This is a genomic window from Mesorhizobium sp. Pch-S (assembly GCF_004136315.1).
In the GTDB taxonomy this organism is placed as follows: domain Bacteria; phylum Pseudomonadota; class Alphaproteobacteria; order Rhizobiales; family Rhizobiaceae; genus Mesorhizobium.
In genome coordinates this window covers 1,229,441-1,254,936 of record NZ_CP029562.1, presented here as the reverse complement: position 1 = coordinate 1,254,936, position 25,496 = coordinate 1,229,441, and the positions used below count along the sequence as shown (strand labels likewise).

General features: G+C 64.1%; 23 protein-coding genes and 1 pseudogene. 9 read left to right on the top strand and 15 right to left on the bottom strand.

Going from position 1 to position 25,496, the window contains the following annotated elements; translation table 11 throughout:
• The first annotated feature begins 47 nt into the window (after positions 1-47).
• Positions 48-1,487 (top strand): MFS transporter, encoded by a 1,440-nt coding sequence (locus C1M53_RS05830; RefSeq protein ID WP_207213070.1) that lies wholly within the window; start codon positions 48-50, stop codon positions 1,485-1,487.
• Between the two features lie 105 nt (positions 1,488-1,592).
• On the opposite strand, the gene C1M53_RS05825 is transcribed toward C1M53_RS05830, so the two are convergent.
• Together C1M53_RS05825 and C1M53_RS05820 are read right to left on the bottom strand one after the other, a co-directional pair.
• Positions 1,593-2,732 carry an FAD-dependent oxidoreductase gene (locus tag C1M53_RS05825; RefSeq protein WP_129411375.1) on the bottom strand — a complete coding sequence of 380 codons (1,140 nt, stop codon included), beginning with the start codon at positions 2,730-2,732 and terminating at the stop codon, positions 1,593-1,595.
• 113 nt (positions 2,733-2,845) lie between these two features.
• Positions 2,846-3,376: a GcrA family cell cycle regulator gene (locus tag C1M53_RS05820; RefSeq protein ID WP_129411374.1), complete on the bottom strand. Its 531-nt coding sequence runs from the start codon at positions 3,374-3,376 to the stop codon at positions 2,846-2,848.
• Positions 3,377-3,745: 369 nt separating this feature from the next.
• Here C1M53_RS05820 and C1M53_RS05815 point away from each other — a divergent pair, with 369 nt between their 5' ends.
• From C1M53_RS05815 to C1M53_RS05805, 3 genes are all read left to right on the top strand, one after another.
• The gene (locus C1M53_RS05815) at positions 3,746-4,942 is read left to right on the top strand and encodes an aspartate aminotransferase family protein (protein WP_129411373.1); all 1,197 of its coding nucleotides are present in this window, start codon (positions 3,746-3,748) and stop codon (positions 4,940-4,942) included.
• A gap of 12 nt (positions 4,943-4,954) precedes the next feature.
• Positions 4,955-5,866 (top strand): ornithine carbamoyltransferase, encoded by a 912-nt coding sequence (gene argF / locus C1M53_RS05810; protein WP_129416039.1) that lies wholly within the window; start codon positions 4,955-4,957, stop codon positions 5,864-5,866.
• A 232-nt stretch (positions 5,867-6,098) separates the two neighbouring features.
• Positions 6,099-7,115 carry an Hsp33 family molecular chaperone gene (locus C1M53_RS05805; RefSeq protein ID WP_129411372.1) on the top strand — a complete coding sequence of 339 codons (1,017 nt, stop codon included), beginning with the start codon at positions 6,099-6,101 and terminating at the stop codon, positions 7,113-7,115.
• Positions 7,116-7,313: 198 nt separating this feature from the next.
• On the opposite strand, the gene C1M53_RS05800 is transcribed toward C1M53_RS05805, so the two are convergent.
• From C1M53_RS05800 to C1M53_RS05740, 13 genes and pseudogenes are all read right to left on the bottom strand, one after another.
• Positions 7,314-7,700: an RcnB family protein gene (locus C1M53_RS05800; protein WP_129411371.1), complete on the bottom strand. Its 387-nt coding sequence runs from the start codon at positions 7,698-7,700 to the stop codon at positions 7,314-7,316.
• A gap of 155 nt (positions 7,701-7,855) precedes the next feature.
• Positions 7,856-8,947: an ABC transporter ATP-binding protein gene (locus C1M53_RS05795; protein WP_129411370.1), complete on the bottom strand. Its 1,092-nt coding sequence runs from the start codon at positions 8,945-8,947 to the stop codon at positions 7,856-7,858.
• A complete protein-coding gene (locus C1M53_RS05790; protein ID WP_129411369.1) occupies positions 8,944-9,744 on the bottom strand; it encodes an ABC transporter permease in 801 nt (266 codons plus the stop codon). Before C1M53_RS05790 ends, C1M53_RS05795 begins: the two co-directional genes overlap by 4 nt.
• 4 nt (positions 9,745-9,748) lie before the next feature.
• Positions 9,749-10,608 (bottom strand): annotated as a pseudogene (locus C1M53_RS05785) (ABC transporter permease).
• 56 nt (positions 10,609-10,664) lie between these two features.
• Complete coding sequence (locus C1M53_RS05780) at positions 10,665-11,672, bottom strand: ABC transporter substrate-binding protein (RefSeq protein WP_129411368.1); 1,008 nt, start codon at positions 11,670-11,672, stop codon at positions 10,665-10,667.
• 36 nt (positions 11,673-11,708) lie between these two features.
• Positions 11,709-13,172, bottom strand: a complete 1,464-nt coding sequence (locus C1M53_RS05775; RefSeq protein WP_129411367.1) for an aldehyde dehydrogenase — start codon at positions 13,170-13,172, stop codon at positions 11,709-11,711.
• A gap of 5 nt (positions 13,173-13,177) precedes the next feature.
• A complete protein-coding gene (locus C1M53_RS05770) occupies positions 13,178-14,218 on the bottom strand; it encodes an LLM class flavin-dependent oxidoreductase (RefSeq protein ID WP_129411366.1) in 1,041 nt (346 codons plus the stop codon).
• A complete protein-coding gene (locus C1M53_RS05765) occupies positions 14,215-15,147 on the bottom strand; it encodes a flavin reductase (protein WP_129411365.1) in 933 nt (310 codons plus the stop codon). Before C1M53_RS05765 ends, C1M53_RS05770 begins: the two co-directional genes overlap by 4 nt.
• Positions 15,144-15,938: an alpha/beta fold hydrolase gene (locus C1M53_RS05760; RefSeq protein ID WP_129411364.1), complete on the bottom strand. Its 795-nt coding sequence runs from the start codon at positions 15,936-15,938 to the stop codon at positions 15,144-15,146. The genes C1M53_RS05765 and C1M53_RS05760 overlap by 4 nt, the downstream gene beginning before the upstream one ends.
• Complete coding sequence (locus C1M53_RS05755; protein WP_129411363.1) at positions 15,913-16,515, bottom strand: amino acid synthesis family protein; 603 nt, start codon at positions 16,513-16,515, stop codon at positions 15,913-15,915. The genes C1M53_RS05760 and C1M53_RS05755 overlap by 26 nt, the downstream gene beginning before the upstream one ends.
• Before the next feature lie 113 nt (positions 16,516-16,628).
• Positions 16,629-17,276 (bottom strand): GntR family transcriptional regulator, encoded by a 648-nt coding sequence (locus C1M53_RS05750; protein WP_245488463.1) that lies wholly within the window; start codon positions 17,274-17,276, stop codon positions 16,629-16,631.
• A 164-nt stretch (positions 17,277-17,440) separates the two neighbouring features.
• Positions 17,441-19,438, bottom strand: coding sequence for a CocE/NonD family hydrolase (locus C1M53_RS05745; RefSeq protein WP_129411362.1), 1,998 nt, complete (start codon positions 19,436-19,438; stop codon positions 17,441-17,443).
• A gap of 75 nt (positions 19,439-19,513) precedes the next feature.
• Entirely contained in the window at positions 19,514-21,070 is a 1,557-nt protein-coding gene (locus C1M53_RS05740; protein WP_129411361.1) for an ABC transporter substrate-binding protein, read from the bottom strand.
• Between the two features lie 154 nt (positions 21,071-21,224).
• On the opposite strand from C1M53_RS05740, the gene C1M53_RS05735 reads away from it, so the two are divergent.
• From C1M53_RS05735 to C1M53_RS05715, 5 genes are all read left to right on the top strand, one after another.
• Positions 21,225-22,016, top strand: coding sequence for a helix-turn-helix transcriptional regulator (locus C1M53_RS05735; protein WP_129411360.1), 792 nt, complete (start codon positions 21,225-21,227; stop codon positions 22,014-22,016).
• A gap of 190 nt (positions 22,017-22,206) precedes the next feature.
• Positions 22,207-22,623, top strand: coding sequence for a hypothetical protein (locus tag C1M53_RS05730; RefSeq protein ID WP_129411359.1), 417 nt, complete (start codon positions 22,207-22,209; stop codon positions 22,621-22,623).
• A gap of 307 nt (positions 22,624-22,930) precedes the next feature.
• Positions 22,931-23,950 carry an ABC transporter substrate-binding protein gene (locus tag C1M53_RS05725; protein ID WP_129411358.1) on the top strand — a complete coding sequence of 340 codons (1,020 nt, stop codon included), beginning with the start codon at positions 22,931-22,933 and terminating at the stop codon, positions 23,948-23,950.
• Positions 23,951-23,953: 3 nt separating this feature from the next.
• On the top strand, positions 23,954-24,736 hold the full coding sequence (locus tag C1M53_RS05720) for an ABC transporter ATP-binding protein (protein WP_129411357.1): 783 nt from the start codon (positions 23,954-23,956) through the stop codon (positions 24,734-24,736).
• Positions 24,733-25,482 (top strand): ABC transporter permease, encoded by a 750-nt coding sequence (locus C1M53_RS05715; RefSeq protein ID WP_129411356.1) that lies wholly within the window; start codon positions 24,733-24,735, stop codon positions 25,480-25,482. The genes C1M53_RS05720 and C1M53_RS05715 overlap by 4 nt, the downstream gene beginning before the upstream one ends.
• The last annotated feature ends 14 nt before the right edge of the window (positions 25,483-25,496 follow it).

Genomic DNA, 25,496 nt, shown 5'->3' with positions numbered 1-25,496 from the left:
AAACGCGCTCCTCTTCACGCAGCGCGGCTCATTTCATGGAGCACGCAATGTCGACCGATACCCACAAAGAGACGGCCATGCCGGAAAAGCGCAACCTGCCTGCGGTCATGGCCCTGCTCGCCTTCGCCCATCTGATCATCTCGATCGACTATACGATCGTGTTCGTGGCGCTTCCCGAAATCGGCGGCAGCCTGGGCTTCTCGGCGCAGTCCCAGCAATGGATCATCAGTGCCTTCGTCGTTCCCTATGGCGGGTTGCTGATGCTTGGCGGGCGCGCGAGCGACCTGCTCGGTCGGCGGCGCATGTTCATCCTCGGCCTGCTGCTGTTCGCGGTGGCCTCGCTCGCCGGCGGCCTTGCCGGCAATTCCACCCTGCTGGTCGCCGCCCGTGCGGTCCAGGGTATCGGCGGCGCCTTCCTGTTCCCGGCCACCCTGTCGCTGATCAACACGCTGTTCCATGAGGGGCCGCAGCGCAATCGCGCCATCGCCATATGGGCTGGCGTCGGCGGCAGCGGCATGGCGCTCGGCGCCCTGCTCGGCGGTGTGCTCACCGAAACCTGGGGCTGGCGGGCGGTGTTCTTCGTCGTTGTCCCGCTTTCGCTGATCGGCATCGTCCTGGCCCTGATGCTGATCCATCCGGACAGGCATTCGGCGCAGGCACGGCATTTCGACCTGCCGGGCGCGACGACTGCGACGGCTGCGATAACGCTGCTGGTTTTCGGGCTGGTGCAGGGGCCGGAAGCCGGCTGGAGCTCGCCGGTGATCCTTGCCAGCCTGGCCGCGGCAGCCATCCTGCTTGCCATCTTTGTGGCGGTCGAATACCGCAGCGGCGACCCGCTGCTGCCGCTGCACCTGCTCAGGAACCGCAACCTGACGACGGGCATCGCCACCATCCTGCTCTACACGATCACCTTCGGCTCGCTGCTTTACTTCCTGACCATCCATTTCCAGGTCGTGCTGCAATACAGCGCGCTGCAGACCGGGTTGGCCTATCTCGTGCCCTATGCCGGGATCTTCGTCGGCTCGTCGATCGGCGGCACGCTGGCGTCGCGGCTTGGCGTGCGTGTGGCGCTGATCGGCAGCCTCGTCGTCGGGCTGGCCGGGACGCTGATGTACGGCGCGGTGCTGTCGGCGCACAGCACCTTCCCGGCCCTGCTGCCCGCGCTGGTGATCCTCAGTCTCGGCATGGGCGCGACATTCACCATCATGTTCGCCGCCGTGGCGACGGATGTGCTGCAGCGCGAGCAGGGCATCGCGTCGGGGCTGGCTTCCACCGCCCAGCAGATCGGTTATGCGCTCGGCCTTGCCATGCTGGTGCCGATCGCCAATGCGCCCGTCGGCGAGCTGACCGGTGCGCTGCGTCTTGCCGCCACCGCCGACGGCCTGCGCAGCGCCGTTCTCCTCATCTGCGTCGGCATCGTCCTGATGATCGCCGTGGCCTTGAATTTCCGCCGGCATCGGCTGCGGGAAAGCATGGCGGGGGAATAAGGGAATAAGGGAATAAGGGAATAAGGGAGTAGGCAATGAAAAAGGCAGCGGCGAAATCGCCTGCTGCCTAATGCCTTGATCCCCTGCTACCTTAATTCCCGACCTTCAGGGCGCCAGTTCCGGCCTGACCTCTCCGAGCAGGGCCATGCCACCCAGCCGACCCAGTTCGTCCGAACATTTCGCGCTCCTGCCGTAGCAGCAGAAGGCAACCGATACGCGATCGGAAAGCGGACCGATGTGGGGCAGTCCTGTCTTGCCGTAGGTGGTCATGCAGGGCACCACGCGGCGTTCCTCGAATGTGAGGCTGCGAATGCGCTCGAGGATCTGCGTCTCGAGTCGGTCGGCCACTTGTATCGATCCGCCCGAGCGGAACCAGTCCCTGATGTCGGCTTCGCTTTCGAGCGCGATATCGACCGGATCGCCGCCGAGCTTCAGCCAGTACTGGCCATCGGGATAGAGCACCGGCGGCAGGATGTAGGGATCGTCGCCCTTGGTGCCGATGCAGAGCATGGACGGCATTCCGGCGAGGCGCCGGACCTCGGCCGCGTCGAGCCTGAACAGGGCCACGGTTCGTGCATAGACGGTCGCGCCGAACGATCTGCCGAGCAGCGACTGGGTGTGTCCGCCCGCCGCGACGAGAACACGTTCGGCATCGATATCGCCCGATCGCGTGCGGATCGTCACACCGGAACCATGCTCGGAAATGCCGAGGACCGCTTCGTTGACGATCCTGGCCCCAGCGCGCTCGGCCGCGATCGTCTGCGCCCGGACCAGGCGGCGCGGGCTGATATATCCGGCATCGTGGGGTTCGAAGAATCCCAGCATGCCGGTCGTCGACTTCAGGAACGGAAAGCGTTCCGCCAGTGCGCTGCCCGCATAAGACTCGCAGGCAATTCCTGCCGCGGCGGCGATGTCGCCGATCGACGTGACGTCGGGGTCCTCGGCGAGGCCGACATGCAGGGCTCCGGCTTCGTGATAGAAGTCCACACCGCTCGCCGCGGCGATTTCGTCATATCGCGAAAGTGCGGCGCAGTTCATCTGCAGCCAGAACGGCTGGGAATCGAGCCGCCGCGTGATCCGGCCTTCATCGTAATGGCTGCCAAAGACGCCATCATGGCGCGAAAAGTCAGCCGGTTCATCCGGTCCGATCAGCGCAACATCGTGCCCCATCCTGGCAAGATGACGCGCGGCTGCCGACCCGATCAGGCCGCGCCCGATCACCGCAAGTTGGGTTGTTGTGCTCACGAGCGGCTCCCGTATTGATCCAGGGCAGGAAGGCAACAGGCAGCAGGACAAAGAAAAAGGGCAGCGGCGTGGTCGCCTGCTGCCCTGATGCTTAATCCCTTGTTTCCCTGCCTTCAGCGCAGCCGGCGGCGTTCCGAGGCAGGCTGGAAGGCGATGCGCGAGTGATAGGCGCAGTAAGGACCGCTTTCGCCGGCATCGTTGCCGCAGAAGTGGAATTCCTCCGTCAGCGGGTCGCCGTTCGGCCACTTGCAGGTGCGCTCGGTCAGCTCGGTGAGCTGCAGGCGCCGCGAGATCGGCACCACGACATTTTCCACCGGGCGCAGATACTGGCGCGCCACCGGCTCGGCGTCGAACTGCACCTGCAGCGCGGTCGCGCCGATCGAGGCAGTGACATGGCGATGCGAGGTGCTGGCGGCAGCGCGTGTCGTCGACTTCGTCGACGAAGCACCGCTGGCGGCTGGCGCCTTCTTCTGCCGTGCCGGTGCGGCCGTGGTGCGACCACGACCGGACAGCTTCAGCCGGTGTACCTTGCCAATGACCGCATTGCGGCTCACTCCGCCGAGCTGGGCCGCGATCTGGCTTGCGCTCAGACCCTCCGACCACAGTTTCCTCAAGAGTTCTACTCGCTCGTCAGTCCAGTTCATAAGACCGCGCTCCTTTGAACCGTCCGGTGTTTTCAGAATCCAAAATCGTTCCGGCTCGCGCCGGGCGGGCACCACATATCTGGGGTGATTGGATCCGCCGTACGAAATCTAGCTATTTCTCATTCACAATTACCGATGCGCTGACTCGGTGACAAGAGTCCCAACTGCAACACGAATCGGATTTCGCAGTTTTCCCCAACTTGGCTGCGCCAGCGATTTTCGACATTCAAATTCCGCCAGCTGAAACAGGTTGGTCCAGGCGGTGCTGTAAAAGAGCTTTTCGTTGACTTCATGGCTGAAAAACACGATAAGCTGCCAATAGCCGCCGCTTGGGCGGCTTTTATTTTTTCAGTACCGGAGCAGCATATAATGAGCGGTTCGGCGCTTTACGAGACCTTTGCCCGTGCACCCCTGGCTTTCGAGCGAGGAGAGGGTTCCTGGCTGGTGACGGAAAAGGGCGACCGATACCTCGATTTTGCCGCCGGCATTGCCGTCAACTCGCTGGGTCACGGTCATCCGCATCTGGTTGCGGCGCTGAAGGACCAGGCCGACAAGCTCTGGCACGTCTCCAATCTCTATGAGATCCCGGGACAGCGCCGCCTCGGCGAACGGCTGGTCGAAGCGACCTTTGCCGACAAGGTGTTCTTCACCAATTCGGGCGCCGAGGCGCTGGAGTGCGCGATCAAGACGGCGCGCCGCTACCAGTTCGTCACCGGCCATGCCGAGCGTTTCCGCGTCATCACCTTCGAAGGCGCCTTCCACGGCCGCACGCTGGCCACCATCGCCGCCGGCGGCCAGTACAAATATCTGGAAGGCTTCGGCCCGAAGGTCGACGGTTTCGACCAGGTGCCGTTCGACGACATCGAGGCCGCTGAAAAGGCGATCACGCCCGAGACCGCGGCGATCCTGCTCGAGCCGCTGCAGGGCGAGGGTGGCATCCGCTCGTTCCCGCTGCAGTCGCTGAAGCGCCTGCGCCAGCTGTGCGACAAGCACGGCCTGCTGCTGATCTTCGACGAGGTCCAGTGCGGCATCGGCCGCACCGGCAAGCTGTTCGCGCATGAGTGGGCCGGCGTGACCCCGGACCTGATGGCGATCGCCAAGGGCATCGGCGGCGGCTTCCCGATGGGCGCGTGCCTGGCCACCGACGAAGCTGCGCGCGGCATGACCGCCGGCGTGCATGGCACCACCTTCGGCGGCAATCCGCTCGCCATGGCCGTCGGCAACGCCGTGCTCGACGTGGTGCTGGATGAGGGTTTCCTGGAAGACGTCAACCGCAAGGCGCTGCTGTTCAAGCAGGGGCTGGCGGCCGTTGCCGACGAATTCCCGGATGTCATCGAAGGCATTCGCGGCGATGGCCTGATGCTCGGCCTCAAATGCGTCATGCCGAATGGCACCGTCAACGGCGCCCTGCGTGACCAGCATCTGCTGGCGGTGCCGGCCGGCGACAACGTCATCCGCCTGCTGCCGCCGCTCACCGTCACTGAAGCCGACATCCAGGAAGGCCTGAAGCGTATCCGCGGTGCCGCCAGGGGCCTGTCGGAAGCCGTCGCGGCCGCGGCGAAGTAACCGGACGGCATGATGAGCGTTCGTCACTTCACAGACCTGTCCACCGTTTCCGCAACCGACCTGCGCGCCATCCTGGATGACGCGTCGGCCCGCAAGGCCCGCCTCAAGGCCGGCGAGCGCTCGAAGCCGCTCGACGGCAAGGTGCTGGCGATGATCTTCGACAAGCCGTCGACACGCACGCGCATCTCCTTCGATGTCGGCATGCGCCAGCTCGGCGGCGAGACGATCATGCTGACCGGCACGGAGATGCAGCTCGGCCGTTCGGAATCCATCGCCGACACGGCCAAGGTGCTGTCGCGTTATGTCGATGCGATCATGATCCGCACCACCGCGCACAACCGGCTGCTCGAACTCACCGAGAACGCCACGGTTCCGGTCATCAACGGCCTGACCGACGATACCCACCCCTGCCAGCTGATGGCCGACATCATGACCTACGAGGAACATCGTGGGCCGGTGGCCGGCAAGACCTTCGCCTGGACCGGCGACGGCAACAACGTGCTGCACTCGCTCGTCGAGGCATCGGCGCGTTTTGCGTTCAACCTGAACGTCGCCGTGCCGGAAGGCAGCGAGCCGGAGCAGAAATTCGTCGATTGGGCCAAGGGCAATGGCGGCAGGATCCGCTTCACCCGTTCGGCCGAGGAAGCGGTCGACCAGGTCGACTGCGTCGTCACCGACACCTGGGTCTCGATGGGCCAGGAGCATCGCGCCCGCGGCCACAACGTGTTCGTGCCCTATCAGGTCAATGCCGCACTGATGGCCAAGGCCAAAAAAGACGCCCTGTTCATGCACTGCCTGCCCGCCCATCGCGGCGAGGAAGTGACCGACGAGGTGATCGACGGCCCGAATTCCGTGGTGTTCGATGAGGCCGAGAACAGGCTGCACGCGCAGAAGGCGGTGCTGGCCTGGTGCCTGGGCGCCTGATGCCGGCTGCTTGATACCGGCAGACCCCCGCAAAAGTGTCCACGGTTTTGCGATCAGGGCCTGCGACTTGATACCCAGCAGGCCCCGCAAAAGTGTCCACGGTTTTGCGATCAGGGCCTGCGACTTGATACGACGAGGTGTGATGCCTATCTCCCGGGCATCACGCAAATCATTGGCGTTTGAAGGCATGCTCCCCAAAAAGGGCGGTTGTGCCGCGCCGGGAGACTTTGTCATGTTGGAAACGACCATTTTGACTGAACATGGAATGACGGAAACGGGACCCAAACTCGGCGAATTCGGCCATGCCGGCGACGACCATGTCGTGCCGTTCGAGGTCGGCCCGCTCGACGTGCGCGGTCGCGCCGTGCAACTCGGGCCGATGCTCGACGCCATCCTGTCGCGCCATGATTATCCGGAGCCGGTTGCCCGGCTTCTGGCGGAAGCCTGCGTCGTCACCGTGCTGCTCGGCACTTCGCTGAAGTTCGACGGCAAGTTCATCCTGCAGACCCGCACCGACGGGCCGGTGGACATGCTGGTCGCCGACTTCTCGACGCCGAACGCCCTGCGCGCCTATGCCCGTTTCGATGCCGACAAGCTGGCGGCGGCGACCGCTGCCGGCGACGTGACGGCGGAGACCTTGCTGGGCTCCGGCGTGCTCGCGCTCACCATCGACCAGGGCGCCTACACGCAGCGCTACCAAGGCATCGTCCAGCTCGACAACACCTCGCTGGAAGAGGCCGCGCGCACCTATTTCAGGCAGTCGGAACAGATCCCGACCGACCTGCGACTGGCTGTCGCCCAGCTGGTGCTGCCGGGCGGGCGCAAGCAATGGCGCGCCGGTGGTCTGCTCGCGCAGTTCCTGCCCGAGGCACCGGAGCGCATGCGCCTGGCCGATCTGCCGGGCGGTGACGGCGATACGGCGGAAGCGGTGCTCGATCCGATCGACAATTCCTGGCAGGAATTGCTGGCGTTGCTGGCCACCGTCGAACCGGCTGAACTGATCGACCCGACCGTCGGAACCGAACGGCTGCTCTATCGCCTGTTCCATGAGCATGGCGTGCGCGTGTTCGACGAGGTTCACGTCGCCGACCAGTGCTCCTGCTCGTCCGACAAGATCCGCGGCATTCTTGAAGGCTTCACCGCGCAGGAGATCAAGGACAGCACGGAAGAGGGCCGCATCAGTGTCGAATGTGAGTTCTGCTCGACGCGTTACGACTTCGATCCGGCCGACTTTGCCGCCGTCGAATAACGACGATGGCTTCGCTCTCGAAGTTGGCGCGGACTAGAGCGTTCCCATTTTTCACGAAAACGCGGAAACGCTCTAAGTCTTTGTTTTCGGCGCATTTTTGGAACGCTAAGTGATGCCGCTTGGCTACAAAATGCTCTGACTGATACGGAAAAAGGCGACCCACCAGGGTCGCCTTTTTGCTGGGAGGCAATGCTGCGCTTATCGCGCTGCGATCACACTCGCGATCACGCCCGTGGCGATGCCGACCAGCAGATAGTCGTTGCCGGCGCGTACCCAATGCTGCCCCGGTCCGGGACGGCGCAGGCCATAGCGGCTGTAGTCCTTCATGCCTTTCGCACTGCGCCAGCTTTCGTAGCGCTGGCCGTTCTTCCAGCGCTGCTTGACCACCTGCTTGGTGACGACCTTCTTCTTGACGATGACGCGTTCGTTGACGACGCGGCGTTCCTTCCGAACCGGTTCCCGGTACTGCGCCGAGATGACGTTCGAATCCGGAACGCTCGGAACCGCGATCGGCGCGGCAAAGCCCGGCAGGCTCGATGCGGCAAGCATTGAAATCGCCAGGCCGGAGAGAATTGGACGTTTCATTGGCGTAACTCCTCATGTGTTCGCACGAAGAGGATTAGGTCCCGAAAGATGAACCAAAACTGAATGGCGACATTACAATTATGTAATGAATTCAGTGCTTTATATTATGGATTGCGAATAGACCGCCGTGGCGGAGCGTTCGGATTCGACGGCCTTCACGTCGCCGATTCACAGAATGCATGAGCCGCCGACGCGTCCCAGCTCAACCAGACCTGTTGCCCGGTGCTGAGGCCCGCGGCCGATTCATGGCCAAACGGCAGGCGCACCGAGATATCCTCGCGGTTCGGCGTCTGTGCCTGCACATGGGTGTTGTTGCCGAGAAAGGTGATGTCGCGGATGGTCGCCGCAAGCGCCGGCTGGGCAGGTTTCCGCTGCGAGAGGCTGATGCGCTCGGGCCTCAGCATGATCGCGGCCGAGGTGCCGGCTTTGGCCGCGCCATGGACCGGCACGCCGCGCATCACGAGATCCACGCCGATCCTGATGTCGGCATGCTTGCCGTCGGCTCTTTCGACGCGGCCGCCGAGAAAATCCGAGTCGCCGATGAATTCGGCCACGAAGCGGGTGGCGGGATGGGTGTAGAGTTCCGTACCCGTGCCGACCTGATCGATCACACCCTTGCTGAACACGGCGATGCGATCGGATAGCCGCAATGCTTCTTCCTGATCGTGCGTGACATAGAGGATGGTGACGCCTGTCTCCTGGTGAATGCGGCGGATCTCGTACTGGATCTCCTCGCGCAGTTTCTTGTCGAGCGCTGACAGAGGTTCATCCATCAAAAGGACCGGCGGATCGTAGGCGAGCGCGCGGGCAAGTGCCACGCGCTGCTGCTGGCCGCCTGACAGTTTGGCCGGGATGCGGTCGGCGAAGCCTTCCAGCCGCACCAGTTTCAAGCATCGCTGCACGGCGGCATCGATCTCGGCTTTCGGCCGGCGTCGCACGCTGAGCGGAAAGGCGATGTTGTCGCCGACAGACAGGTGGGGAAACAGGGTGTAGCGCTGAAACACCATGCCGATGTTGCGCTTGTGCGAAGGAACCGAGAGCAGGGATCTGCCTTCGAGCAGGATGTCGCCCGACGTCGGCTGCTGGAGACCGGCCAGTGCATAGAGTGTCGTGCTCTTGCCGGACCCCGAGGGACCGAGGAAAGTCATGAATTCGCCCTTGGCGATGTCCAGCGTCACGTCGCTGACTGCGACGACGTCGCCATATTGCTTTCGGATGTTTCGGATCGCGAGATAGGGCATCGTCATTTCTTCAGGCCTTTTCGAAGCATGGCGGCCAGCAGCATCAGCGCGGCCGTGAACAGGACGAGCAGTGTCGACGCGGCCGCGATGACGGGCGTCAGGTCCTGGCGCAGTGTGGTCCAGATCTTGACGGGCAGGGTTTGCAGTGTCGGGCTGGCCATGAAGATGGCGACGACGACCTCATCCCAGGACACCAGGAAGGAGAAGATCGCGGCGGCGAACAGTCCGTGGCTTATCGCCGGCAAGGTGATGCGCCAGCGCGCCTCCCAGGGATGTGCTCCGCAGAGGATGGCCGCATCTTCGATCGACCTGTCGAAGCCTTCCAGCGCGTTGCTGATCGAGATGATCGAGAACGGCAAGGCAAGCACCAGATGGGCAAGGACAAATCCGGTCAGCGTGCCGCTGAGCCCGATCCTGAGAAAGAAAGCATACAGTGCGACCGCCAGCACGACGACGGGCAGGATCATTGGGGTGATGAACAGCGCGCGCAGCACCCCGCGTCCCTTGAAGGTGCCGCGCGTCAGCGCCAAAGACGCAAACAGGCCGATGACGACCGACAGCACCGTCACGGCGGAAGCCACCTTGGCGCTGGTCCAGGCGGATTGCAGCCAGCGCGGATCGGAGAACAGGCTCTCATACCATTTCAAGGTCCAGCCGGGTGGCGGAAGGATCAGCCATTGGGAGCTGCCGAAGGACAGCACGGCAATGAACAGGATCGGCACCAGCAGGAACAGCGCGACCAGGATGGTGATTGCGGCGAGCGCCCATTTCCAGCTGCCGAGACGGTCGAAGTCGAGCAGCACGGCATCAACCTCCCTGGCCGATGCGACCGGCGCCGAACAGGCGCAGCTGAACCGCATAGATGGCGAGTGTCACGACCAGCAGGACAAAAGCCGCGGCGCCGCCCATGCCCCAGTTCACCAGCGACTGGACGAACTGCGCGATCATCTCCGCCAGCATCATGTTGGAGGTGCCCCCCAGCAGTGCCGGCGTCACGAAGTAGCCGAGCGACATGACGAAGACCATCAGCGCGCCCGCCACCACGCCCGGCAGGGCGAGGGGGATGAGAACACGGACGAGCGATTGCCAGCGGGTCGCCCCGCACACCGACGCTGCCTGCAATATGGCCGGGTCTATATTCCTGATGACCCCGGCAACGGCAGAATGACGAAGGGCAGCATGATGTAGACCATGCCGATCGTGACACCGGTGAGATTGTTCACCAGCGCCAGCGGCTGGTCGATCAGGCCGAGGTTCATCAGGGTCTTGTTGATGAGGCCGGTGCGCTGGAGCAGAACCATCCAGGCATAGGTGCGCGCCAGCAGATTGGTCCACATGGAGAGCACGATGATGGCGAACAGCACTGCCGCCCATCGCGACGGCATGATGGCGAGCATCCAGGCGACGGGAAAACCGATCAGCACCGACAGCAGGGTGACCACCGCGGACACGAGGAAGGTATTGAAGAAGATGCGCAGATAGGTGGAGGAGCCGAGCAACTCGACATAGTTGCCGAAGCCGGGCTGTGGTTCCAGCACGCTGCGCACCAAAAGCATCATCACCGGCACCACGAAGAACAGCCCGAGCAGCAGCAGTGCCGGCAGTGCATAGGCGAAGCCGCTGGGTGCGCGCGTGCTGGCCGATATGTCGGGATGCGAAATGGCCATATCTGTTTCCTGGAGTGTTTCCAGCAGGCGCCCTAACTCTTCCTCTCTGCGTACTTTTACTTGGCTTGCCAGGCGTACCAGCGGCTGCCGATGGCGTCGCGGTTCTCTGCCCAGTACTTCATGTCGGCATTGATCTGGCTCGCCGACTGGGCGTCGGGAAGCAGCTTGCGGACGGCTTCGTCCATCAACGCGGCAGAGTCGAGATTGGTGGGCGCATAGCCGGTCGGAACCGCGAAGTCCTTCTGGCCTTCGGCACTCGAGGCCAGCGCGATGAACTTCATGGCCGCATCCTTGTTCTTCGCGCCCTTTGGAATGACCAGCGAGTCGGCGGCGGTGATGTTCTGATCCCAGGAAACGGTGACCGCGACGCCGGTCTGTTCGAGCGCGGTCAGGCGGCCGTTCCAGAAGCTGCCATAGGGGGCTTCCGCGGACGCCAGCAATTGCTGTGACTGCGCACCGCCCGTCCACCAGATGATATCGCTCTTGATCGTGTCGAGCTTCTTGAAGGCGCGGTCGAGGTCGAGCGGATAGAGCTTGTCCGGCGCAACGCCGTCGGCGAGCAGTGCTGCCTCGATGACGCCCGGCGCCGACCATTTGTAGAAAGTTCGCTTGCCGGGGAATTTCGTCGTGTCGAACAGTTCGGCCCAGGTCTTGGGACACGCGGCCACGGCATTGCCGTTGCAGCCGATGACGAAGGAATAATAGAAGCTGCCCACGCTGTAGTCGGTGACGAAGCGCGGATCGAGCTTCGACTTGTCGATGACGGAAAAGTCGAGTTTCTCCAGAAGGCCGCTGTCGCCGGCCTGGACGGCGTAGTCACCCTCGACGTCGACCACGTCCCAGGTGACGGCGTTGGCTTCGACCATGGCCTTGATCTTGCCGTAGTCGGTTGGGCCATCCTGCAGGACATTGATCTTGGTGGTGGCGGTGAACTTGTCCGCCCAGGCTGCCTTCTGGGCGTCCTGGGTGGTGCCGCCCCAACTGGTGAACACCATCTCGTCGGCCGAGGCGGCGCCGCTGAGCATGGTGATGCAGAAGACTGCCGTTACGATCGCGTTGCGCATTTCATCTCCTCCCGGGATTTTTCCCTGCTTGCTTGATCACCGCATGACGAAGGGGTCTGGGATCGGTTCGTCCGATGTCCTCAGCCACACCGTCTTGGTCTTGGTAAAATCGAGGGCGGCCGCGAGACCCCCTTCACGTCCATGGCCGGATTGGCCGTAGCCGCCGAATGGCGCGATCGGCGAGACCGCGCGATAGGTGTTGATCCAGACGATGCCGGCGCGGATGCGTTTCGACAGGCGATGCGCTCGCGTCAGGTTCTGCGTGAACACGCCGCAGGCAAGGCCGAAGGGCGTGTCGTTGGCGAGCCGGACCGCTTCCTCCTCATCGTGGAATTCGAGCACCGACAGCACCGGGCCGAACAGTTCCCGCCGGACGGACTCCGCCTCTATCTTCGTGCAGTCGAGGATCGTCGGCGGGTAGAAGTAGCCGGATCCGGACGGCGTGCTGCCGCCCGTGACCAGCCTGGCTCCGGCCGCGACCGATTGTTCGACGATGCTTTCGATATGCCGGCGCTGCCGCTCGGTGCACAGCGGTCCCATTTCCGTCTCCCGGTCCTGCGGCGAGCCGATCCTGATGGCTTCGGCCTTGTCCTTGAGGATGGAAAGGAAACGATCCTTCACGGAAGCCTCGACGATCAGCCGCGAGCCCGCGACGCAGCTCTGGCCGGAGGCGGCGAAGATGCCGGCCACCTGTGCATTGGCGGCACTTTCCAGGTCTGCGTCGGCGAAGACGACGAAGGGGGATTTGCCGCCGAGTTCAAGCGAGGTGCTGGCAAGGTTTTCAGCGGAATTGCGCACCACGTGCCGCGCGGTCTCCGGGCCGCCGGTGAAGGCGACATGGGCAATATCGCGATGGCGAGTGAGCAGCGAACCGCAGGTCGGCCCGAAGCCGGTCAGAACATTGACGACGCCGGCGGGAAAGCCTGCCTTGTCGATCAGGCGTGCGAACTCCAGCAGCGGCGCCGGACCGTCTTCCGAGGCTTTGACGACCAGCGTGCATCCGGCGGCGAGCGCCGGGCCGATCTTCACCGCGGCAAGGAAGAGCTGGCTGTTCCAGGGCACGATCGCGGCGACCACGCCGATCGGCTCGCGCCGCAGCCAGACATCCATGTCCGGCTTGTCGATCGGCAGGAAGGAACCTTCGATCTTGTCAGCGAGGCCGGCATAGTAGCGGTAATATTCGGCCACATAGGCGATCTGGGCGGACGTCTCGCGAATGATCTTGCCGGTGTCGCGCGTTTCCAGCTCCGCCAGCCGTCCGGCATGTTCCGCGACGAGGTCGGCAAGCCTGTAGAGCAGCTTGCCGCGGGCGCTTGCCGTCATCTGTGGCCAAGGGCCTTCATGCAATGCGCGATGGGCGGCGGCGACCGCGCGCTCGACTTCCGCTTCGCGCGCCTCGGGCATCACCGCCCACGCCTCGCCGGTGGCGGGATCGAGGCTTTCGAAGCTGAACGTCGCGTCCTCGAAGGCGCCGTCGATGTAATGCTGGAAACGGTCCATCGCGTTCACCCCGCAAATGCCGGCATGACCGATGCGATGAAGCGCTCCAGCGAGGCGCGCTTGCGCTCGAAGCTCATGCCGGTATCGATCCAGAAAGAATATTCGTCATAGCCGAGTGCTTCGTAGTGCTTCAGCCGCGCGATCACCTCGTCGGGGGTGCCGACGACATTGTTGCGGCGCATGACGTCGGGCGCATACATCGCGTTCGCGGCGATCTCGTCATCCGTGAGCCGTTCGATCAGGCCCTGCCGGATGGGCTTTTCGTTTTTGAACCAGGCCCCGAAATAGTTGTAGTAGACGCTGATCTCCCTGGCCGCCTGCTCGAGGTCCGCCTCGCCGGTGCCGACATAGGTGTGGCGCAGCACCATGATCTTCGGCCGTGATACGTCCGGGTGCTTGGCGCAGGCTTCGTTGAACCGCGTCATCAAACCCTCGACCTCCTCATCGCCGAGCCACAGTGGCGTCACCTGCACGTTGCAGCCATTGGCGACCGCGAATTCATGCGAATTGGGATCGCGTGCCGCCACCCAGATCGGCGGATGCGGTTTCTGCAGCGGCTTCGGCGCCGAGGTGGTGGCAGGAAACGACCAGAACTCGCCTTCCATGGCATGGTCGCCGGCCCAGAGGGCCTTGAGCGCCGGCACCATCTCGCGCAGCCTCTGGCCGGCTCCCCAGGCATCCATGCCGGGAGAAAGGCGCTGATATTCGAAGTTGTAGGCGCCTCGCGCGATGCCGATATCGAGGCGGCCGTCCGATATGATGTCCACCATGGCGGCTTCGCCGGCCAGCTTGATCGGATGCCAGAACGGCGCGACCACGGTGCCGGTGCCGAGCCGGACATTGCGGGTGCGACGCGCGAGATCGGCCAGATTGATGAAGGGATTCGGTGCGATGGTGAAATCCATCCCATGATGCTCGCCGGTCCAGATCGCATGCATGCCACCGCGGTCGGCGATCTCGCACAGGGCGATGAACTCGTCATAGAGCTGCTTCTGGTCCTGTCCGGCGTCGAGCCGCTCCATATGGGCGAAAAGAGAGAACTTCATGATGAACCCTTGCCTACGGACACGACCTTGCCGCTCTGCTCGTCGCCCACATACATGCCGAAATTGCCGAGCACGCTCTCCGAAGCGTAGCGGCCGAGGATATCGGCGGTCGGTGCATCGACGAGGTTGTCGAGCGGCAGCGCGTCGACCGGGAACAGTTGCCCGGTTCTGATGTCTCCCGGCCCAAGCTCGCAACGATAGACGAGATGCTGCTTGCCGGTCTTGCGATCCTCGTAGACCGAATAGATGAAGCCCAGCGAGGCGGCGACGCCCGCAAGGCCGCCGACAAAGGTCTGCAGCTGATCGGGGCCGTCGCCGCTGGCGAGCACGCACGACGGGAGTGCAAAGCGCCCGGCCGGCCCGCGCAAAAGCAGCACCTGGCCTGCCCGGGTGGCGACAGTGCCGGCAATCGTACCCGTCTCCGAAGACGCAACCGAAACCGCCTTCTGCGCAAGCTCGGGGACGAAATAGCCGCCCCGTGCGTAGCCGAGGCCGTTCAACTGGCCATTGTAGAAGGCTTCGATCCGGCCGAGAAGGACGACATGATCGCCGCCATCGACGATCTGGTGCATCGTGCAGTCGAACCAGGCCGCCACGTCGGAGAGGATCGGCGAACCATTCGGTCCAACCGTCCAGTCCACCGTCGCGAAGCGATCTTCCACCGGGCGGGCGAAGGTGTTCGAAACCTCTTTCTGGCCCTGGGACAGGATGTTGACCGCGAAACCCGGCGCTTGCGTGAGCGGGCCGAAATTGCGCGAGCTGCGGGCGAGACACACCAGCAAGAGTGGCGGTTCCAGCGATACGCTGGCGAAGGAGTTGGCGGTGAAGCCGATCGGCGCTCCATCCGCATCATGTGTCGTGACCACCGTGACGCCGGTCAGAAACGCACCAAAAGCGTCGCGCAACGCGCGCGGGTCGGGCTTGCTCATGCCGGCACCTCCTCGAGCCATTCCTGCATCGCCCGGTTGACCTGTTCGGGCGCCGTGAGGTTCACCATATGGCGATGTGCGTCGATGACCAGGCAACGGCCGTTGACTGCGGCCTGTGCCATCTGCCGGGACATCAGCGGCGTGGAGTTGGGGTCGTCACCGCCGGTCAGGAACAGGGCGGGAACCTGTATCCGTGGCCAGGCGTCGGCATAGACGGTGTCCCCGGCAGCAAAGGCAGCATAGGCGGTGGTGTAGCCCTCCGGATCGTTGTGCATCAGCCAGCTGCGTGTGAGACGATACGCCTCACCGTCGACTTCGTCGGCGGAAAACCAGCGACCCAGCGGCGCTTCCCTGTCGAAATCGCTATTCCGCATCGCGGCTGCCCGCTGCTCGACCGCGGCGCGCGCCTCCGGGCTGCGGCGGTAGACGCCGTTCAACAGGGCGACTCGACGTATGCGATCGGGATGCGTTGCCGCCAGTCCAACTGAGATCAGGGCGCCCATCGAGTGACCGGCGACGTTGACGGCGCCCAGGCCGAGGTCGTCCAGGGTTGTCGCGAACCAGTCCACGAAGTCGGGCAGCTGCGAACCACGGGGCAGACGATCACTCTCGCCATGGCCGGGCATGTCGACGGCGATGACGCGATGGTCGCGAGCGAGCGCCGCGATCTGCGGTGCCCATGCTTCAAGACGCATGCCGACGCCATGGATGAGGAGCAGCGGCTCGCCACGCCCCCTGTCGACATAGGCCGCGCCGCCGCGGGTCCTAGACCGATGCAGGGTTGCCAACATCGCGTCCGAGTTCCTTGAGGTCTTCGTAACGGTTGCCGATGCGGTGATGCGGGCGTCCGCCGATCGAGGCACCGAGCGCGACGACGATCTCGTCGGCGGCGGGAGCATCGGGAATGGAGGTCTGGATCGTCAGATAGTGCGAACGCCGGCCCTCGTCGCTCTTGTCCATGAGCGGGATCATGATCGGCGCGTTGCCGGGGCCGCGCGTGTTGGTGAAGGCGAGATAGGTCCTGGCACCGACGGCTTCGCGATAGTGATTGCCGAAACGAAGCGTGTGAATCAGCGCCGAGGCGTGTTCGATCTCGCCGTCGAGGCCGACCACGGCTGCCTTGCCGTAGCCTTCGACAGCCGCGCCGGAGCCGGCTGCCTCCACGATCATGCCGGTCAGCAATTCGCCGAGGACGGGAGCGACGTCGTGGATTTCCGGCTTGAGGTTTTCGACGAAGGCGCGGCCGCTCCAGGGATTCTTGATCACAGCCATGGCGGCGATCATCCGCAGCGGCTCCGCCGCCGCCCTGCCACCTTCCATCAGCGTCGTCTCGATCTGCAGGATCGTCTTGCGAATGAGTGCCGGCAACGCGTTCTCCCTGTATCGCGGACTGCTTTATTGGAATTCGCTATTATGGTATACCAAAATGGCTGTCAAGCAATCGCCTTGGCCCGTTTGACAAAATACGGTCGTTTGGTGCGTCAGATGCCGCGGTCGCCGGCAGCCTCTTCCAGTAGGCGCCGCGCGATGGAGGAGGCGATGCCGATATGGGCTTGCGCGGCCTGATAGGCCTCGTCACCCTTGCCGGCACGAATTGCGTCGACGATGCGTTGCATCTGGGCCGGGCCCTCTTCGCTTCGACCGGGGGAGCGGATCGTCATCGCCCGCAGTCGGGTGATGCGCGCGGTCAGCGAGCAGACGATGTCCCAGGCCACGTCGTGTTCGGCTCCGGCAAAGAGAAGCCGGTAGAATTCGGCCGTCTCCTTGAGCACGGCATCCATCTTGCGTTTGGCATAACCAGCCAGGATCCGGTCGAGCACGGCTTGCAGGGCACCCGCGATCGCTTCACGGTCGCCTTCGGCACAGGCCTTGGCCGCCAGACCTTCCAGCACCCCGCGGATTTCGTAGATCTGCATCGCCTGCTTGGTGGTGGTTTGCGCGACGACAGGTCCCCGCGTGAGGCCCGTTGCCACGAGACCCTCCGATTCGAGGTGGCGCAGGACCTCGCGGACAATGGTGCGGCTCACGCCCAGCTGTTCGCACAGGTCGCGCTCGACCAGCCTTTCGTTCGGCTTGAAATGGCCATCGATGATGGCATTGCGCATCTGCTCGAGTGTCAGCTCGCGCAATGTTTTTTCCGGTCGCTTGACCCGTAGGGATAGGTTGCCGCGTTGCAAGCGTCTTTGTCTCCAGATACCGAACGCGTATCTGGTATTCCATATTATCGAAACTGTGAAGCCATGCCTTCCCAAAACGCCGGGCGGCTATTCCGTTGGCCTTTCCTGCACAGGTTTCACATGTGATCGCGCGGGATGCGAGCGCTGCGCTCGCGTTCGAACACAATGGTCCCGTCATGGCTGGCCTGCATGTGCTCGGAGGTGATCCACTCCGTTTCGGTGCAGGACAGCCGGATGACGCTGCGGGTCCGGGTTTCCCAGCCCTCGCGGGCGACAAGGCTGTGCATGGTGATTTCGGCCGTCATCGACAGCGGATCTCCCGGCACGATCGACCAGACCTGTTCGGTGGTGTCGCGCGCGCTCAGGCCATTGCCGGGATGACGGTTCAGTCCTGTATCCTCGCTGACCCTGTAGCGGGTGACGCCGTTCAGCATGTCGCGCTCGACGACGCGCCCGGCCGAGCCTTGCGCAAGCGTCTCGTAGCGCGGCAGCGGGTCGGGATCGGCCGGCTCCGGCACATCGATGCGGCGGTGTTCGCCGAGCAGCGGCAGGCCGAGTTCGATGGATGAAAGTTCGACGTCCAGCGTGGCGTCATACGGTGGCGGCAGGATCATCGGCCAATAGGCGCTCGACAGCGACAGCCGGATGCGGTGTCCCGGTGCGAAGCGATAGCCGCAGGCGTCGAGCACCAGTTCCACCTCGACCGTCCTGCCGGGTTCCAGCGCTCTCGGTTCGGCGTTGCCCGCGCGATGCGCGAGGTTGAGCACGCCGAATGAGACGCGGGTGGCGGTGCCGTCGGCATGCACATCCACCAGCCGCGCGGCCAGATTGGCAAGCGGCGCGTCGCTGGAGAGCCTGAGCTTCAGCACGGGCTGGCCGAGGATCACGCATTCATCCATCGACATCCCGGTTTCGAACGTCAGCGAACCGGCGTCGTCGAGGCGCTGGTCGCCGGCCATTTCCGTGTCCGGCTTGAGCGTGAAGAATTCGCCGGCCGCCGTTCCGGTATCCAGCGGCGAGTTGAGCAGCGCGTTGCCGTCGGCGCGCCCTGCGGGGTCGCGTTCCAGCCGCCCAGCGGAACCGATTGCCAGCGTCATGGTTTCGGGTTCGCGCCATGCGTCCTTGGCGACCCAGTAGCCGGGATCTGCCTCGCGCCAGCGCGCCGGACGCGGACCGTCGAGGATATAGGCACGCACCTGCGGCGCGGCCTCGGCGCCGTTCTGCTCGTCGCACAGCCAGCGGCGCCACCAGGCGATCGCTTCGGCGTGGAAATCGGCGCGCGGCTTCGGATAGGCGAAATGCGGATATTTGTGCACCCACGGGCCGACCAAAGCCTTGGCCTTGCCGGGCATCCCGGCCACCGCCTTCAGCGGCGTGTTGCGGTAGCCGTCGGCCCAGCCGGAAATCACCAGCGCCGGGACCGGGAAGCCGTCGAAATCCTCGGCGATCGAGCCATGCTTCCAGAAGTCGTCGCGGCGCTGGTGCGACAGCCATTCCTCCATGAAGAAAGGCTCCTGTTCCAGCCGCTCCAGCCACATGGTGCGCCAGCGCTCGCCGACGATCTCCGGGTCCGGCGAGCGCGACTGGTAGGCGCTCATCGTCGCCGCCCAGGACAGCTGCGCCGACAGGTGTGTGCCGTTCTTGTAGTGGATGTCGTCATTGTAGCGATCGACCGTGGAGGCGATGGAGATCACCGCCTTCAGGGCCGGCGGCTTCAGCGCCGCCACCTGCAGGCAGTTGAAGCCGCCCCAGGAAATGCCCATCATGCCGACGCTGCCGTTCGACCAGGGCTGCGCCGTGATCCAGTCGATCACCTCGATGGCGTCGGAAAGCTCGCGCGGCGTGTATTCGCCATCGATGACGCCGTCGGATTCGCCGCTGCCGCGAATATCGACGCGCACGCCGGCGATGCCCGCAGCGGCAAACGCCGGATAATTGGATTCATCCCGTGGCGCGGTACCGTTGCGCTTGCGGTAGGGCAGGAACTCCAGGACGGCAGGCACCGGCGCAGCCTTGCCGGCGTCGTCCGGCATCCAGATGCGCGCGGCCAGCCGTGTGCCGTCCTTGAGCACGATCCACTCGTTCTCGATGACATGAAATTTCGTATTCGACATGCAACCAACCATGAAAGTACCGGCGGCACGCGGCGCGTACCGCCTCTGTTATTACGTGGAAAGATCAGTCCGGTCTCAGGCCTGGAGCCAGACCCGGCTGGCGATACGGCCGTTGGAGAGGTCGTTGCCGATGTCGTCGACGAAGCCCTTCAGCTTCTTCGACGAGGCGTTGAGATAGTCGTTGAACACCGGCAGGATCAGTCCGCCTTCGTCGTGCACCGTCACCGCCATCTGGCGGTAAAGGGCGCGGCGCTTGGTCTCGTCGAGCTCGCCACGCGCCTCTGCGACCAGTTTGTCGAAATCCGGACGCTTGAAACGCGTGTCGTTCCATTCCGCATTCGACACATAGGAGGTGGAATAGCGCGCATCCTGCGTCGGGCGTCCACCCCAGTAGGAGGCGCAGAACGGCTTCTTGTTCCAAACCTCCGTCCAGTAGCCGTCGCTCGGTTCGCGCTGCACGTCGAGCTTGATGCCGGCCTTGGCCGCGCTGATCTGGAAAAGCTGTGCTGCATCGACGGCGCCGGGGAAGGCGGCATCGGAGGTGCGCAGCAGGATCGGTCCGTCATGTCCGGACTTCTTGTAGTGGAACGCCGCCTTGTCGGGGTCGTATGGGCGCTGCTCGATGTCCGTCGGTGCCAGCGCATAGCTGGCATTGATCGGATAGTCGTTGCCGATGGTGCCGAAGCCGCCCACCACCTGCTTGAGGATCGCCTCGCGGTCGATCGCAAGCTTCAGCGCCATGCGCAGGTCGTTGTTGTCGAAGGGGGCGGTGTCGCAATGCATCAGGAAGGCATAGAAACCTTTGCTCGGCGTGCGCAGGATCTCGACCTCGGGCAGCCGCTTCAGCAGCGGCACGACCTTCGGCTGCACGACATTGATGAAATCGACCTGGCCTGAGCGCAACGCATTGATGCGCGCCGTCAGGTCGTTCATCACCGTGATCTCGACGGCGTCGACATAACCGCGGTCCTGGCGCCAGTCGTCCTTGTTGCGTTCGAAGGCGGTGCGCACGCCCGGCTCGAACTTGACCAGCTTGTAGGGGCCGGTGCCGATCGCCGCGCTGGGGTTGTCGTTGCCGCCATTCGGCTGGATCTGCAGATGATAGTCGGTCAGCACCAGCGGCAGGTCGGCATTGCCTTCCTTCAGCGTGATGACCAGGTCGCCGGCCTTGTCCTCGATTTTTTCGATGCCGGTCAAAAGGCCGAGCGCGCCCGACTGCGACTTGGCGCCGGCATGGCGCTGCAGTGTGGCGACCGCGTCGGCGACGGTCAGCGCCTTGCCGTCGTGGAAACGCACGTCCTTGCGGATCTTGAAGGTCCACACCTTGGCATCCGGCGACGGCGACCAGGATTCGGCCAGCGAGGGCACCGCGACACCGGTCTTGGGATCGGACTCGACCAAGGTGTCGCCCCAGCAATGTGCGATCACGAACAGCACGCTTGCCGATGCCAGCGCCGGGTCGAGCGCGTCGGCGGAAGCGCCGCCTTCCAGGCCCATCCGCAAGGTGCCGCCGCGCACCGGTTCCTCGGCCATCGCCGGCAGCGCAAAGGTTCCGGCCGCAGCCGACAGGCCAAGAAGCGTGCTGCCCTGTAGAAAAGTGCGGCGCGAGAGATTCAACGTGTTGCTGATCATTGTGTCCCCATTATTGGAGCTGCCGGGAATGGCGCTCGGGAGCGATAATGATCCGTGCCCACGCCTGCGCAATTTCGCGCGTTGACGCTGCTTTAAGCGAGTTTACACTGGGGTGATCCTCTCGATCAGTTCCCGGTTTTGCAAGACACCACCGATGCACGACGCCCCGGTCAATTTTCTCGCCAATCTCAAATTCGCATGCAGTACGCGGCGATCGATTTCCGACCTGTGTCGCGTCGTCGGCGTCAACAGGCAACAGTTCAACCGCTATCTCAACGCCGGAACCTTGCCTTCCGCGCACAACCGTCTGCGAATTGCCGCCGCCTTCGGTCTCGATCCGGCCGATTTCAACCTGCCTCCGCATGCCTTCCAGCGAAGGCTGACAGAAAAGAGCCGGCCGGCCATGGATGCCGGGCCGCTGGACGACGCCTTTCCCGGCGACCTGCGTGCCTTGCGGCCGCATCTCGGCTTCTACCAGACCTGGCACATATCGCTTTCCTGGCCGGGCCAGGTCGTCTGCTCCTGCGCCCACATGCGCGAGAAGGAGGGCCAGGTCGTCGTCACGACGCTGGAGCGCATCTTCGATCCCGAACGCGGCATTTCCCAGCGCTCGCGTTATGTCGGCCTCGCTGCCTACCAGCGCCAGCGCATCTTCCTGACCGAATTGACCCGTGGCGAAGCGCCGACCTTCGGGCAGACGATCCTGATGCCGTTCGAACTGCACCAGCGCCGTTATCTTCGCGGCCTGACGATGGGCATCTCCTGGCGCAACAACAACATGCCCTACGCAACCCGCACCATCTGGCGCCATCTCGGGCTCACCGCCAACAAACGCAGCCTGCTTTCCGCCTGTGGCGTCTACGCGCCCACCTCCGCCAGCCTGCCGTCGGCGGTTGCGTCTTTCCTTGCCGACGTCCAGCCTTTCACTGCCGCGACCACCTCATAGTGAGGCGGTGACGCCCTGGACCGTCGGCCACAGCTTCCAAGCGCCGGAGCGTCCTTTGCGTGTCCGAATGGACGCGCGGCGCTCTAGTGCATCGTTGTGCTGGCATGTTGCCGGCTAGCCGACTATTGCTGAGGACAGCCGGGAAGCGAGGCCCGGCGGAAACGGAACAATTTTCAGGCGCAGGTTTTTCATGATCAGCAAGATTTTCGTTGCCGCGGCGGCTTCCCTGCTGGCGGTCTCCACAGCCAACGCCCAGTCCTGCCAGAAGAATTTCAAGGTCGTGGGCGTGCCGTCGATAACGGCCGTCAGTTACAAGAGCTCCGGCGTTCTCCCGAAGACCGATGCCAAGAAGGCGCTGGACAATGCCCATCGCGCCATGCTGGCCGAGGGTTTCGAGAACATCAAGGTCGACAAGGCGATGGGCTCGCTGACCGCCAAGCAGGAAACCTCCGGCTCCGGCCGTGAGCAGACGCTGCGCGTGGTCGTGCGCAAGTCCGGCAAGGGCAGCCGGATCGACGTGGTGTTCATGGTACAGGCCGGCCAGATCGCTCCCGAAGACGTCACCCGCGACTCCATCTGCCGCCTCATCGCAGACGCAGCCGGCTAGCGCCGGCCGGATCGCTGTCTTCCCGACCCCCGGAGGCCGCTGGCGTCCGGGGTTTTTTGTTGCTGGATACCCTGATGGCCGCTCATGCAGCCTGAGGGCCATCGCCACTCGCTCTTCATGCCCCGGAATACAACGATCGTTCGAAAGAGACCCTGAGCTGCCTGCTGGTCAAGACCCGGTTCCGCCTGGCAGACGGAGGTTCTCAAAGTGGTTCCTCCTATTCGCATAACTGGTTCTTATCGGTGACAGGAAGTGCGGCTACGACTGGCGAACAACAACAAACGATCATCTTAAAAAAGGGAACGGGATGATGGGGGGAATAAGCAGGCGCACCTTGCTGAAAGGCGGCGTTGCCGCGGGTCTGGGCGGGGCGATGGTGTCGTTCGGGCCAGCCTTCGCCGATGACGGCGTGGAAGTGCGGATCCAGTTCGACTGGCTGCTCGGCAACGGCCAGCTCGGCGATATCGTCGCCCAGCAGAAGGGTTTCTTCAAGGAAGAGGGGCTGACTGTCGTGTTCGGGCCCGGCGGGCCGAACGCACAGACCGTACCGCCGGTGCTGGCGGGGCAAGCTGTGGCCGGCCAGTTCTCCTCCACCGCCCAGTTCCTGACCGCGTATGAGGCCGGCCGGCCGCTGCTCCTGTTCGCCAGCGGCCTGCGTCGCTCGCCCTATGCCTACATCTCGCTGCCCGGCAAGCCGATCCGCACGCCGCAGGATCTCGTCGGCAAGACGATTGCGATCAATCCGAATGGGCGCTACCTGCTCGACCTGATCATGGCCAAGAGCGGCCTCGATGCCTCGTCGGTCAAGGTCGTCACCATGGGTGCCGACATGACGCCGCTGCTGACCGGACAGGTCGATGCCGTCACCGGCTTCCTCACCAACACCAAGGCGCTTTCCGTGCTCGGCCCGGATATCGTCACCCTGGTGCCGTCCGAGATCATTCCGAACTACGCCAATTCCTATTTCACCAGCGCTGAAACCTTCGACAGCCAGAAGCAGAACCTCACCAGATTCATCCGGGCGGTTTCGCGCGGCTGGGGCTGGGCTTACGAGAACCGCCGCGCCGCCGTCGACCTCATGTGCGACGCCTATCCGGCACTCGACCGCGAGATCGAATACAAGACCGTGGACACGATCATGGCGCTTTCCTTCGACCAGGAGACCCGGGAACACGGCTGGGGCTGGCACGACGCCGCGAAGCTGGCGACGCAGATTTCGCTGTTCCAGCAGGCGGGCCGTTTCGCCGGGGCGGCACCGGTGGTCGAGAAATGTGTATCCTGGCAGGTGCTCGACGCCACCGCGGACGTCCGTCCGAAGCTGGGATAGCCGATGTCTGGAGAACTCGCCATCGAGGTCAGCGACCTCACAATGTCATTCGGTCAGCTTACCGCCTACCAAAGCCTTGATCTCAGGGTTTCGAAAGGCCGGTTCGTGGTGCTGATCGGCCCTTCCGGCTGCGGCAAGTCCACCCTGCTGCGCAACATCGCCGACCTTCTGCAGAGCACCGGCGGTACGATCCGGGTGTTCGGCGACCGTCCGCAGGAGGTGCGCCGCCAGCGCCGTATCTCCTTCGTGTTCCAGGAGGCCACCCTGCTGCCCTGGCGCACGGCGCTGGAAAATGTCGAGATGCCGCTGCAGGTCGGCGGCTGGGCGGCGCAGAAGCGGTCGCATCGCGACCCGCGCGAACTGCTGGAGCTCGTCGGCCTGAAAGGGCGCGAGGATGCCCAGCCCTGGCAGCTGTCGGGCGGGCAGCGCCAGCGCGTCGCAATCGCGCGGGCCCTGGTGACGAAGCCGGACATCCTTTTGATGGACGAACCGTTCGGTGCGCTCGACGAGATCACCCGCGACGGCCTGAACGACGAGCTTCTGCGCATCTGGCGCGAGACGGGCACCACGATCGTGTTCGTCACCCATGGGTTGTCGGAGGCAGCTTTCCTTGGCCAGACGGTCGTGGTGATGGGCGCGCATCCCGGACGTATCGTCGAGACGATCGAGCTCGACGAGCACAAGCCCGGCAATGGCATCGATCGCTCCTCGGCGACCTTCTTCGACATCACCTCGCGCCTGCGCGGCGTCATGGAGACGGCGCATGGCCCCCGGGGGCACGCATGAGACCCTCGCTGTCATGGGCCTGGCCGGTCATCGGCCTGCTTTCCCTGGTCGCGCTGTGGCAGGCGGTCATCATCGGCTTCCAGGTGCGCCCCTTCATCGCACCCGACCCGCTCACCGTGGTCCACGCGCTGTGGGAAAACCGGCAGCTGCTGTGGCACAACATCCAGCCGACGGCGGTGGAAGCCATTGCCGGCTTCTTCGTCGGCAATGGCATCGGCTTCCTGCTGGCGACGATCTTCGTGCACAGCCAGCGCCTGCGCGCCATCTATTTCCCGGTCGTCGTGCTGTTCAACACCATACCGATCATCGCGCTGTCACCGGTACTGATCCTCGTCTTCGGCCTGTCGATGTCGTCGAAGATCGCGATCGCCGCCATCATCTGCATGTTCCCGACGCTGGTGAATACCTTGCGTGGCCTGGAGGCGGTGTCGCATTCCGAGATGGAGCTGATGAAGATCATGTCGGCCAGCCCGGTCGAGGTGTTCTTCCGCCTGCGCCTGCCGCGCTCGCTGCCCTTCGTGTTCACGGCCCTGAAGATCGCCGCCACCAGCAGTGTCATCGGCGCCATCGTCAGCGAGTGGGTGGGCGCGGAATCCGGCATCGGCATGCTCATCATCCAGTCGACCTTCGATTACCGCACGCCGCTGCTCTATGCCTCGATCATGATGTCGTCGGCACTGGCGCTGGCGATGTTCGGGGCCGTGGTGCTGGCCGAGAAATATTTCGTCAAATGGCGGACCGCCTGATCGCGCGGCAAGGG